Origin of the sequence: Providencia sp. PROV119 (genome assembly GCF_028482435.1) — a bacterium.
Taxonomy (GTDB): Bacteria; Pseudomonadota; Gammaproteobacteria; order Enterobacterales; family Enterobacteriaceae; genus Providencia; species Providencia stuartii.
Genome location: NZ_JAMPQL010000012.1, coordinates 103908 through 116605 on the forward strand (window position 1 = coordinate 103908; position 12698 = coordinate 116605).

Annotated in this window: 10 protein-coding genes; 8 read left to right on the plus strand and 2 right to left on the minus strand. The window is 42.3% G+C overall.

Annotation, left to right across the window (positions count from 1 at the left end; all coding sequences use genetic code 11):
• Positions 1-6 precede the first annotated feature (6 nt).
• From nuoJ to nuoN, 5 genes are read left to right on the plus strand one after another with little or no spacing between them, the layout of a single operon-like run.
• Positions 7-552 carry an NADH-quinone oxidoreductase subunit J gene (gene nuoJ / locus PSF11_RS11765; protein ID WP_072502394.1) on the plus strand — a complete coding sequence of 182 codons (546 nt, stop codon included), beginning with the start codon at positions 7-9 and terminating at the stop codon, positions 550-552.
• On the plus strand, positions 552-854 hold the full coding sequence (gene nuoK / locus PSF11_RS11770; RefSeq protein ID WP_004921109.1) for an NADH-quinone oxidoreductase subunit NuoK: 303 nt from the start codon (positions 552-554) through the stop codon (positions 852-854). The genes nuoJ and nuoK overlap by 1 nt, the downstream gene beginning before the upstream one ends.
• A complete protein-coding gene (gene nuoL / locus PSF11_RS11775; RefSeq protein ID WP_004921108.1) occupies positions 851-2707 on the plus strand; it encodes an NADH-quinone oxidoreductase subunit L in 1857 nt (618 codons plus the stop codon). Before nuoK ends, nuoL begins: the two co-directional genes overlap by 4 nt.
• 19 nt (positions 2708-2726) lie before the next feature.
• Complete coding sequence (gene nuoM, locus PSF11_RS11780) at positions 2727-4247, plus strand: NADH-quinone oxidoreductase subunit M (protein WP_004921104.1); 1521 nt, start codon at positions 2727-2729, stop codon at positions 4245-4247.
• 6 nt (positions 4248-4253) lie between these two features.
• On the plus strand, positions 4254-5717 hold the full coding sequence (gene nuoN, locus PSF11_RS11785; RefSeq protein WP_004921103.1) for an NADH-quinone oxidoreductase subunit NuoN: 1464 nt from the start codon (positions 4254-4256) through the stop codon (positions 5715-5717).
• A 54-nt stretch (positions 5718-5771) separates the two neighbouring features.
• Here the strand turns inward: nuoN and PSF11_RS11790 are convergent, their stop codons facing one another.
• Together PSF11_RS11790 and PSF11_RS11795 are read right to left on the minus strand one after the other, a co-directional pair.
• Positions 5772-6800, minus strand: coding sequence for an alpha-xenorhabdolysin family binary toxin subunit B (locus PSF11_RS11790; RefSeq protein WP_004921101.1), 1029 nt, complete (start codon positions 6798-6800; stop codon positions 5772-5774).
• Positions 6793-7995 (minus strand): alpha-xenorhabdolysin family binary toxin subunit A, encoded by a 1203-nt coding sequence (locus PSF11_RS11795; RefSeq protein WP_060561119.1) that lies wholly within the window; start codon positions 7993-7995, stop codon positions 6793-6795. Before PSF11_RS11795 ends, PSF11_RS11790 begins: the two co-directional genes overlap by 8 nt.
• Positions 7996-8798: 803 nt before the next feature.
• Here PSF11_RS11795 and PSF11_RS11800 point away from each other — a divergent pair.
• The 3 genes from PSF11_RS11800 to menH all read left to right on the plus strand — a co-directional run bounded on the left by PSF11_RS11800 (position 8799) and on the right by menH (position 12687).
• The gene (locus PSF11_RS11800; RefSeq protein ID WP_004921096.1) at positions 8799-10130 is read left to right on the plus strand and encodes an isochorismate synthase; all 1332 of its coding nucleotides are present in this window, start codon (positions 8799-8801) and stop codon (positions 10128-10130) included.
• Between the two features lie 119 nt (positions 10131-10249).
• The gene (gene menD, locus PSF11_RS11805) at positions 10250-11923 is read left to right on the plus strand and encodes a 2-succinyl-5-enolpyruvyl-6-hydroxy-3-cyclohexene-1-carboxylic-acid synthase (protein WP_040133287.1); all 1674 of its coding nucleotides are present in this window, start codon (positions 10250-10252) and stop codon (positions 11921-11923) included.
• Positions 11923-12687 carry a 2-succinyl-6-hydroxy-2,4-cyclohexadiene-1-carboxylate synthase gene (menH, locus tag PSF11_RS11810; RefSeq protein ID WP_014656254.1) on the plus strand — a complete coding sequence of 255 codons (765 nt, stop codon included), beginning with the start codon at positions 11923-11925 and terminating at the stop codon, positions 12685-12687. The genes menD and menH overlap by 1 nt, the downstream gene beginning before the upstream one ends.
• Positions 12688-12698: the final 11 nt, after the last annotated feature.

The following is a 12698-nucleotide window of genomic DNA, read 5'->3' on the forward strand; positions in this document are numbered from 1 at the left end:
ATATTCATGGAATTTACATTTTATATCGCCGGTCTGGTTGCTGTTTTAGCGACTTTGAGGGTGATAACCAATACTAACCCGGTACATGCGTTGTTGTATCTGGTTGTTTCTCTGCTGGCACTGTCTATGGTGTTCTTCTCGCTCGGCGCATACTTTGCGGGGGCTTTGGAGATCATCGTATACGCGGGTGCCATCATGGTACTGTTCGTTTTCGTGGTGATGATGCTTAACCTTGGGCGCTCTGTTCAAGAGCAAGAGCGTGAATGGCTAGCACCGAAAAACTGGATTGGGCCGGCACTGTTATCTGCGGTATTGCTGGCACTTCTGGTTTACGGCATTACCAGCCTGTCATACCAAGACGGTATTACTGGCACGGTGATTAGTGCGAAAGAGGTGGCAATTAGCTTGTTTGGACCTTATATCCTAGCGGTTGAATTGGCATCATTGTTACTGCTAGCAGGCTTAGTAGTTGCGTTCCACGTAGGTCGTGACCGTACTGAAAACAGTGCTGATCTTGTTAGCAATGCGAAAGCGAAAGCGGAGGAACAATAATGATACCTCTTCAACATGGTCTGATTTTAGCGGCTATTTTGTTTGTGATGGGGCTAAGCTGCCTTGTTATCCGCCGCAACTTGCTTTTCATGCTGATCGGACTGGAAATCATGATTAACTCAACAGCGCTCGCTTTTGTGGTCGCTGGGAGTTTTTGGGGGCAACCAGACGGCCAGATAATGTACATTCTGGCAATTGCACTGGCTGCAGCGGAGGCGAGTATTGGATTGGCGTTGTTACTGCAACTCCATCGTCATCGTCAGAACCTGAATATTGATAAAGTCAGTGAGATGCGCGGATGAATTTACTCTATTTAACAATTCTGTTTCCGCTTCTGGGGTCAGTGCTATTAGCATTTTCCCGCGGTCGTTGGTCAGAAAATGTTTCAGCTATTATTGGGGCTGGAGTCGTCGGCCTTGCAGCGGTTGTTGCATTGTATGCGGGTATTGAGTTTTTAGAACAACCTGTACTTGCAAATGGTGCATATCCTCCGTACACCGATCTGCTTTGGACTTGGATGTCAGTGGGAGATTTCAATATCCCGTTTTCGATTCGCCTTGATGGCCTCTCACTGACGATGTTAGGTGTTGTAACGGGCGTTGGCTTCCTGATCCACGTTTATGCTTCTTGGTATATGCGTGGTGAGGAAGGGTATTCACGCTTCTTTACTTACACTAACTTGTTCATCGCGAGCATGGTGGTTTTAGTACTCGCCGATAACATGATGCTGATGTATCTCGGTTGGGAAGGGGTAGGGCTGTGCAGTTACCTGTTGATCGGTTTCTACTACACCAATCCAGATAACGGCAAAGCGGCAATGAAAGCCTTCTTCATTACGCGTGTTGGTGACGTGTTCTTAGCTATCGGTATGTTTATTCTGTGGAATGAACTCGGTACTTTGAACTTCAGCGAAATGGCTGTAATGGCACCACAAAAAATGGCAGAAGGTGGCAGTGCAATCACATGGGCAACCTTAATGATCTTAGGTGGTGCGGTAGGTAAATCTGCTCAATTACCACTCCAGACATGGCTAGCCGATGCGATGGCGGGTCCAACTCCGGTCTCTGCTCTGATCCACGCAGCAACCATGGTAACCGCGGGTGTTTATCTTGTTGCTCGTACCCATGCATTGTTCTTGATGGCACCAGAAATCTTACATCTGGTCGGCATTGTGGGCGGTGTCACCCTGTTGTTAGCTGGCTGTGCAGCATTGGTTCAAACCGATATCAAACGTGTATTGGCCTACTCAACCATGAGCCAAATTGGTTATATGTTCTTGGCTCTAGGTGTTCAGGCGTGGGATGCAGCTATTTTCCACCTGATGACGCACGCCTTCTTTAAAGCGCTGTTGTTCTTGTCAGCAGGTTCGGTGATCATTGCTTGTCATCACGAACAAAATATTTTCAAAATGGGTGGATTGCGTAAGCAAATTCCATACGTCTATACGGTGATGTTAATCGGCGGAAGTGCACTGGCTGCACTACCTCTATTCACGGCCGGTTTCTACAGTAAAGACGCTATTTTGTGGGGTGCAGAAGTGGATGGCCAAACGGTTCTCTTATGGGCTGGCCTCATCGGTGCACTACTGACAGCAATGTATACTTTCCGTATGATTTTCATCGCCTTCCATGGCGAAGCGAAAATTAAAGCGCACAAGGTCAAAGGATTTACTCACTCCATACCATTGGGCATTTTGGCAATTTTAGCGACATTTATTGGTGCGCAGATTCACCAGCCGTTAGAAGGCGTATTCCCTGTTAATCCACTGGAGCATGAAGCTGGTAAGCTACAGTTGGAGATGCTTTCAGGTAGCCTTGCTGTTATCGGACTGTTGATTGTGGCATTCATTTATCTGTACAGACGCTCTATCGCCACAGTTATCGCGAAAAGTGCACCAGGCCGTTTCTTCTCAACATGGTGGTATCATGCGTGGGGATTCGACTGGCTGTATGACGTTGTCTTTGTAAAACCTTTCAAGGGTGTTGCATGGCTACTGGAAAGCGATCCTGTGAACTCATTGATGAACCTACCTGCCTGCTTGTCTCGTTGGGCAAACAAAGGGTTGGCAATTAGTGAGAACGGTCAGGTCCGTTGGTATGTTGCCTCATTGGGGCTGGGTGCAGTGCTGATTCTTGCTCTGCTGCTTTTGGTTTAATTAAGGGACACATTGCGCCATGCTATTACCCTGGCTAATACTCATTCCCTTCATCGGTGGCCTGCTAAGCTGGCAGGCTGACCGGTTTAGCCACCGCGCACCACGTTGGGTTGCGCTGGCTTCAATGGGAATAACATTAATATTATCAATCTTGTTATGGCTACAGGGAGATTACTCTCTGGTAAATCCACAAGGTGTTCCACAATGGCAAGTGGAATACTCAATGCCGTGGATCCCAATGCTGGGTATTAATTTCCATCTGGCGATTGATGGCTTATCACTGTTAATGGTGGTACTAACCGCGATCATGGGGGCTTTCTCAGTCCTCAGTTCGTGGAGTGAAAACCAAGCCAACCAAGGTGCTTATCACTTTAACCTGCTGTGGATTATTGCAGGTGTGATGGGGATTTTTACGGCGGTTGACCTGTTCTTGTTCTTCTTCTTCTGGGAAATGATGTTAATCCCAATGTACTTCCTGATTGCTAACTGGGGGCACAAAGGAGCAGAAAACAGACAGCATATTAACGCTGCCACTAAGTTCTTTATCTACACACAAGCGAGTGGCTTGATTATGTTGGTGTCGATTGTTGGATTAGCATTAGTCCACTTCGGCGACACCTCTGTGTGGACATTTAACTACAATGAGTTGCTTGGTACTCAGATGTCTAGCACCGTTGGCTTTATGCTAATGTTAGGCTTCTTTATTGCCTTTGCGGTTAAGATGCCATTAGTGCCATTCCACGGTTGGATGGCGGATACCCAAGAGCAATCGCCAACAGCAGGCTCTGTGGATATCTCAGGTATCATGTTGAAAACAGCGGCTTACGGCCTGTTGCGTTTTACACTACCTCTGTTCCCTGAAGCATCGATCGAGTTTACACCTATTGCGATGACACTTGGTGTGATCAGCATTTTCTACGGTGCATGGCTTGCATTTAAACAAACAGACATTAAGCGTCTTGCTGCATACAGTAGCTTGTCTCACATGGGATTTGTGACGGTGGCAATCTACGCTAGCTCTGTTCTTGCATACCAAGGTGCAGTGATCCAAATGATCACAAATGGCTTGTCAGGTGCAGCATTAATTATCATCAGCGGGCAGTTGTATGAGCGTACACAAACCCGTGATATGCGCATGATGGGTGGATTATGGAAACGTATTAAATGGTTACCGGGTTTATCACTGTTCTTTGCCGCTGCAACTTTAGGTATGCCGGGCACAGGTAACTTTATCGGTGAATTCATGATCCTGTTTGGTACATTCAGCCAATTTACGCTGGTGACTTGCATCATGGTCTTTGGTGTGGTGTTCGCATCTGTCTACTCATTGTGGATGATGCAACAAACCTACTACGGTACACCAAAATCCGAGAGCGAAATGAAAGGGTTAACAGCACGTGAATTTGGTGTGCTGCTGGCTCTGGCTGTTTTACTGGTTATTATTGGCTTCTATCCACAACCAATTCTGGATACTTCAGAGGGTGCGATGGAAACATTACATAACTTGTACACTGCTTCACTTACAACATTAAGGCCGTAATTCGCCATGACAATAACACTTCAACAATTGATCGCAATACTCCCGCTATTGATCGTCGGATTGACGGCGGTGGTTGTGATGCTGTCCATTGCGTGGCGACGCGATCACCTAACAAGTGCCACACTGACAGTATTCGGCTTCGCCGTTGCGCTGCTATCTCTGTTCTTTATTGCAGAGGGGCTGCCAATAGAAGTCACTCCGCTTATTCGTGTTGACGGCTATGCGATGTTCTACAGCGCATTGGTCCTGATTGCGGGTATGGCAACCAGCATTTTTGCTTTCCATTGGTTGGAAGGCTTTAATGATAATAAAGAAGAATTCCATCTGTTACTGGCGATTGCGGTAACAGGGGGCGTCTTACTTTCAATGGCTAACCACATGGCATCCATGTTCATTGGTATTGAATTGATCTCTTTACCCTTGTTCGGTCTTGTGGCTTACACCTTTGAACGTAAACGTTCGCTGGAAGCAGGTATCAAATACATGCTGTTATCTGCCGCTGCCTCTTCTTTCTTGCTCTTTGGTATCGCCTTACTGTATGCAGAATCAGGCAGCTTAAGCTTTGCGGCTGTGGGCCAGAGTCTTTCTGATAGCCAAATCCATGCGCCATTGGTGTTGATTGGCTTGGGGATGTTGATTGTAGGCTTCGGTTTTAAATTATCACTGTTCCCATTCCAATTATGGACTCCAGATGTTTATCAAGGTGCTCCAGCTCCGGTATCCGCGTTCTTAGCAACGGGAAGTAAAATTGGTATCTTTGCAGTATTAATGCGTATCTTTATGGAAGCGCCAGCTGCTCAAAGTAATACATTGGCGATTGTTGTTAGCGTCATCGCTATTGCTTCGATTCTGTTTGGTAACCTGATGGCTATCACTCAGAAAAGTGCCAAACGCCTACTTGGTTATTCGTCCATTTCTCACATGGGATACCTGCTGGTTGCCTTAGTTGCATTACGCGCCGCCCCAACAGATTCCCAAGTCACTGTCGCTATCTATTTAGTCGGCTATCTGTTTGCAAGTTTGGGCGCCTTTGGTGTGATCAGCATTATTTCTAGCCCATATCGTGGCGATGACCAAGATGACTTGAGTGCATTTCGCGGGCTGTTCTGGCATAAGCCTGTACTTGCGACAGTGCTTACCGTGATGATGCTTTCTCTGGCTGGTATACCAATTACATTAGGGTTTATTGGTAAATTCTATGTGATTATTTCCGCAGTGAAGGCAGAGCTATGGTGGTTAACTGGTGCCGTGGTCTTAGGTAGTGCGATTGGTCTATTCTACTATCTACGCTTTATGGCAAGCTTGTATAGCCGTGATGCAGAACATGCAGATCGTTATACTGGGCCAGAAAAAGCTACTTTCGGGACAGTTGTTGCTGCTATCTGTGCAATTATCGTGATCCTGCTAGGGGTATGGCCGCAACCGCTTATCAATCTCTCCTATATGGTATTGGCTGTGAGTCCGCTTTAATCTTCACCGCCATCACAGTAAAAATAAACGGCTACTTTTCAGTAGCCGTTTTTTTTAATCAGCTAATTGGCGCTGATATTGATATTCGGCTTCATTAATAAAGTCCATAAAGGCTTCACAAGATTTGATAGCATTATGGATATTAAACGTCTGCTCGTCTAAACATGTCTGCATATAGTCAATCCATTGCGTTAAATAAGATTGTAACTGCTGAAAATGGGCAGCCACATCTTGTCGTTGCTCATCTATTTTTGAAATATCTTTAGTGAGCATAAGTAGGTGTGTCAGCTTATCAATGCGCTTTTTAAACTGCTGGTCTTTCTCATTTAAAACAGCGATTTGATCGACCAAATAGAGTCGAACATTGACCAATTTTATAAAATCTAAGCCATTGTCAAGGATAGTGAGTAAGCGCTTGGCACAGGCAATCGCAATTTTTAGCAGATCTTTTTTAGAAGGAGGGATATTTAATGATTCAATGAGCGATATATCAGGAAAAACATGATCAAATAAATCCGCTAGCTTGTAATTTAAGATAACTTCTTCAGCTTTAACAATAGCAATTAACTCTTGGTTAAACTCATCCAATGTCTTTTGATTATTGTTAGCCAGTAATAAAAGGCGATTTTGTAGGTTACGATAGCTCTCACTTTTAAGGTGGTTTGCTTCTTCTAATTGTAATGCCAATAGATAATCGCTTGTGGTACGTAAAGGTGCCGTTAGCTTCTCTAGCTCATTTTTAAGCTCAGTAAAGTCATCGATAAATTCTGTTAACTCTAAATCCTGTTGACCTCCCTTTAAGTCATCAACATCCTGACTTGAAAATCGCTCACTAATCGTACTATCAATGATATAACGAGTTTTTAATTTCATTATTGGCAATGAGTTTCTGATTTGCTCATTGAGACTTTCTGCCTGAGTAGCAATCCGTTTTATTCGATTAAAAATGCTCGGATCGTAACTTAGAATGTTATGATTAAAATTATTAATTTTATTAATGAGCATTCTTACCTGATAAAACTCAATAGCAGGTAAAACTGGGAAATTTACGGTTTGGTGCATAGTATTACCTTTATTAAGCATGAGAGTAATGTGTCATTTTAATATCAAATAGTTCAATGAGTTGTTCTGAGTAAGTTTGCACAGACGCCCATGCGGTGATAATTTTTTTGAAACGAGCAATAAACTTTAAAAGGTTGGCAGCATTATCAATACGCGCAAAAGTTTCTATTGACTGCTTAATTTCGGTCAAAATAACAAGCCACATATAGTCTAAATGGTCAACTGCTAATCTTGCATCTTTAAAATAGCCTTCAATCTTCTGTAAATGTACTTGAATATCAAAAATAACTTTTTTAATAAAGCGATCTTTATTGAGTTTGTTATTGATTTCAACAATTTCTTTAAGTAATGCGTTTTTTCGATGGCGGACTTTTTCAGCTTTGCTGCCGAATATCCCTCCTGTAATCAGTAATCCAATTAAACCACCAGCAAGGCCTGTAAAGCTTAACTTAACAAAATGGTCATATTCTTTTTCGAGTGTTAATACCTCTTTTTTGAGTAAAGTGACTTTCTCAAAAAGATGTGATTCAGAATTAATATCATCAATAGAATCTAATTGCAAATAAATTGACTTAACTTTAAATAATAAAGAATCAACATGTTGATTATTAGATAAAGCACCTCCAATAATATGTGCTCGAAAGTCAGAAATAGTATTTTTAATCCTAGAAGTTTTATTGGCTTGCATTTTAATATCATCTTGGATGAGATTCAGTATGCTTAATAATTCTGTGGCAATTTGCTGATCATCATTTTGGTAAGTAAGCCCATCTAGCGCCTCGGCTGACAAGTCGTCAATGCTATTGGCTATTTGCTGTATAATAGGCATATCATTAATGTATTCAATGATTTGATTTCCAGTCTGAACAATATTTCGACTAATCAGTGATAAATTAATAGATTGTTGTTTAACTTCTTGTTCGACACCATCCCAACCGCTGGCATGGGTGTGAATTAATTGAATAACCTCAGTCAGTGCGCTAATTTTTATGGGTAAATCAGTTGATTCATTAATTTTTAGCCATGAATGGATTTCTAATGTTGATGTTGGTAATGAAAGGGCAAAATGGGTATATCGATGAATATTCACTAAATCTTGGTGAGTAAAAATGCCGGCGGGGCGAGCAGAGTGAGGGTCTTGGTTGGTTAATAATGCAAGAGTTGCTGCTCCTATATTCTCTTTTTCAATTATTTTGTCATAAGTTATTTCACTCATAATGGTTCATTTCCAATTAAGTATTGTGGTTGAAATAAAAGGTAGACAACAGAAAATCACAAATATGAGTGATGCGATAAAAATGATAGAGCTAAAAATAGTATTATCTCTAAGCAATTTATCACCCATGATAAAACATTAGATTCGCATTTACCCCGTATAGTTAAGAATAAATTACTTTAAGGATCGCCTAAAAGTAGATACTAAAATATGAAAATATATATTATAAATTGACGACCTAATATAATCGATAATAAATTCATTATGATTAAATGTTGAAATGTCTAATCATAAAAGTGCAGGAAGTTATATTAAATGTTCTAAGATAAAAATATTATGTCACTCTTTGACGCGTTAAGAGAGTGAATAATAAATATTAACTCTGCGAGCATTGTTTTTGTCATATCATTTTTTTATTTTTTAATATCGTAATTATAATTAATGTTTTTTTAGTGTGATGTGACGTATTTGAATACTTACCGTATTGTTACCCGATGATGATTATTTTACTTTGTACAAATATGATTAACAAATAACCATCAAGTAAAAAAACAAAATGGTGTTTTTGTGTGATCTTGAAGATAAAGATTGATATAAGTCAAGTAAATAATTAAAGTTAAATTTTTTAATCTATACAATAAGATGCGTAGTGATTTATTGGTGATGTAATAAAAAATTACTAATACATATTTGATTTTACGAGGCGTAACACCTATTGTCAGAAATAATCAATGTATTAATAAATTATATTGCACTATATAATTATCGATAGTCTTTGTTGAGTGTGGCAGTAGGGATCTAAAGTGGTATATAAAAAAATAGATAATTTAATAACTGAAATTCTTCATCAACTGTCAACATTGGCATTGGGCAATCAAGAATTCATACGTCTACATTGGCAATTGGATGGTCACTCTACATTTCCTGGGTTAGCTTGGCTATCGGCTCAATCCTGTTATCCGCAGTTCTATTGGTATCAGCGCACGGGAACGGATGAGTGTAGCGCTCTGGGAACCGTATATGAATTTAACGCAATCACTGAGGCCGAACAATTTTTGTCTTTACATGCCCAGTATCCCGATATGCGTTTATGGGGCTTAAATGGCTGGAACGCGGTTGGTGAAGGAATTTCATTAGCCGATAAACAACAGGCAACGTTTTACTTTTTACCGCGTTTAGAAATTTTTCGCGTTCGTTCATCAATATCAGTCTATCTTAATATCAAAGGTGAAGATGACCGTTTAGCCGCAATCGCATTTTTAAAGCAGCTCAAGCCAGCGGCAACATTGCCACCTTTAAATACACAAATTATCGGTCATGAACATTTCCCTGAAAAGGCGCAGTGGTGCCACCTATTAAATAAAGCTATCACGAAAATGAGAGCGGGGGAGATGGAAAAAGTTGTGATGGCGCGTGAAACGAAATTGACGTTGTCACAACCCGTTTCTGTGGCGGAATTTTTAGCGGCAAGCCAACGAGTTAATTTTCAATGCTACCATTTTATGATGGCATTAAGCCAAGAAACAGGTTTTCTGTCCTCAACACCGGAGCGTTTGTATCTACGACAAGGTACACAACTCAATTCGGAGGCACTTGCAGGTACAGTCGCGAATCATCCTGATGACGCGATTGCTGCTGAAAAAGCAAAATGGTTGATGGAAGACAGTAAGAACCAACACGAAAACTTAGTGGTCGTGGACGATATTTGCCAGCAGTTACAAGGTATTGTAACGGGTATTGATGTTTCCCCCGCGAAAGTGATTCGCCTACGCAAGATCCAACACCTCTATCGTTCGATTGCCGCAACTTTAGTGTCACCTTCAGACAGTGAATGTTTACAGCGTTTACAACCTACTGCTGCGGTATGTGGGTTGCCGAGAACGGTTGCTCGTCAATTTTTAACGGAACATGAGCCTTTCTCGCGCCGCTGGTACGCTGGAACGGGAGGTTTCGTTAGCTTAAATAAAAGTGAGTTCGCCGTGTCCTTACGCTGTGCTCAAATTGAACATCAACGGTTGTCATTGTTCTCGGGGGCTGGGATTGTCAGTGATTCTGATCCGGAGCAAGAATGGATTGAAATTGAAAATAAAGCTGCGGGGCTTAAATCTCTACTTGAACCCCCTGAAAAACCATAAATATAATATGGTTATTTTTCTTTTGGTTTCAATTAGTTCACTAAAAATTGTTCTAAGATCAAGAAATTTATATCAAGCGCATTACACTTACTGATAATAAACAACTTATTGAGCTCATTATGTCGAATTCTGTTTTTAATATGCGTTGGGCTGAGATTATTATCGAAGCACTCACCCGCCACGGTATGAAACATATTTGTATTGCGCCTGGTTCTCGCTCTACACCTTTGACGTTAGCAGCAGCGAATAACAATAAGCTTCACTGCCATACTCATTTTGATGAAAGAGGCTTGGGGCATCTAGCTTTAGGTTTAGCAAAAGCAAGCCTTGAGCCTGTCGGCGTGATCGTCACTTCAGGAACCGCAGTGGCTAACCTCTATCCTGCCCTAATTGAAGCCGGACTGACTGGCGAAAAAGTCATTTTTTTGACGGCAGATAGACCGCCGGAGCTTATCGATTGTGGCGCGAATCAGGCTATTCGCCAAACACATATCTTTGCGTCACACCCATCACAAAGTTTGATGTTACCCCGACCAACTCGTGATATTTCGGCGAAATGGTTAGTCAGTGCCATTGATAATGGGATGAATCAACTACACCACGGCGCTTTCCATATTAACTGCCCATTTGCTGAGCCGCTGTATGGTGAAACGGAAGGAGATTATGAATGGCAGCAACAACTTGGTGATTGGTGGCATTCTAATTTACCTTGGTTAAGCGAGCCTTTAACCAACACCGTTGCCCATATTTCTGACTGGTATTTTTGGCGTCAGAAAAAAGGGGTTGTTATTGCGGGTCGTATGAATAGTCAAGATGGTGAGCGTGTTGCAAACTGGGCGAAGGAACTTGGCTGGCCGTTAATTAGCGATGTGTTGTCACAAACAGGGCAACCTTATCCTTGTGCAGATTTATGGTTAGCTCATCCACAGGCCAAAGCGCGACTTAATGAAGCTGAACTGGTGGTACAATTCGGCTCGAGCTTAACAGGAAAACGCCTACTTCAATGGCAAGCGCAGTGCCATCCACAAGAATACTGGATCATTGATACGATCCCAGAACGCCTTGACCCCGCTCATCACTACGGACGTAAATTAACATGCTCAATTAAAGGGTGGCTTGATGCTCATCCCGCTCAACCAAGAGGGGCTTGGTGTGAAGATCTTTACTCGTTGGCTGAGCAGACACAACGGCATGTGAGTACAAAGTTACGCAATCACTTTTCTGAAGCCGCGATTGCGCATCAATTACCAGCGCTACTGCCGCCAAAAGGGCAGTTATTTGTGGGTAATAGCTTAATTGTTCGGCTAATTGATGCTTTGGCGCAATTACCCGTGGGTTATCCGGTTTATAGTAATCGGGGGGCCAGTGGTATCGATGGTCTAATTTCAACAATGTCTGGTGTCCAGCGGGCAACCACCAAGCCGACCTTGGGGATTGTTGGTGACCTTTCGGCACTGTATGACCTCAATAGCCTCGCTTTATTGCGAGCGCCTTCAGCGCCAACGATTTTAATTGTGGTGAATAATAACGGTGGGCAGATATTTTCTATGCTACCTACGCCTGAAGCGGCAAGGCAGCAGTATTATTGTATGCCACAAAATATTCACTTTCAGCATGCGGCACTGATGTTTGGCTTGCAGTACGCAGCACCTAAAGATTGGCTCTCTCTAAAAACCACTGTTGAACAATTTTGGTATAACCAACAAGGGACATTGTTGATTGAATTAAACACCGAGAGTGACGAAGGTGCGCGAACTTTAAAACAGTTACTTGATGAGGTAGGCAGTTTCTGATGTTAGCGGCTTATCGACACAATGAACATCATTCGGGGCCTTGGTTAGTGTGGTTACACGGGCTGCTCGGTAGCGCCGATGAATGGCTGCCGATGGTGGAACTGTGCCCTAACTTCCCGTCATTGCGTGTTGATTTGCCCGGTCATGGATTATCTCAGTCTATAAGCTGCCAAAGTTTTGCTGATTTTGATGAGCAGTTGGTTCAACTTTTACAACATCATGGTATTCAACATTATTACCTTATTGGATATTCGTTGGGTGCACGCCTTGCTATGCATACGGCTTGTTATCGCCAACCAGCAGGTTTAAGTGGGTTGGTAATTGAAGGAGGAAATGTTGGGCTAAATAGCTCATCGGAGCGGGAGTCTCGTTACACCAACGACCACCATTGGGCGCAACGTTTTCGCCACGAGCCGATTTGCCAAGTGTTAAATGATTGGTATCAACAACCTGTATTTGCACATTTAACTGCGAGCCAACGCCAACAATTAATCTTGTTAAGACAGCACAATAACCCCTTAGCTGTCGCTGATATGTTAGAAAGTACCTCTTTGTCTAAACAGCCTTTTTTGGTGGACAAACTGTATCAGCTTACGATGCCATTTCGCTACTTTTGTGGTGAACAAGATCAAAAATTTCGAAGCGTTTCGCAACAATATGCTTTGCCGATTACGCTAATTAATAATGCAGGGCATAATGCTCATCGGGAAAATCCGTATGGCTATGCCACTGCACTTCATCATTTTTTATCACACTGTGGTTAAAGGAACTTGAT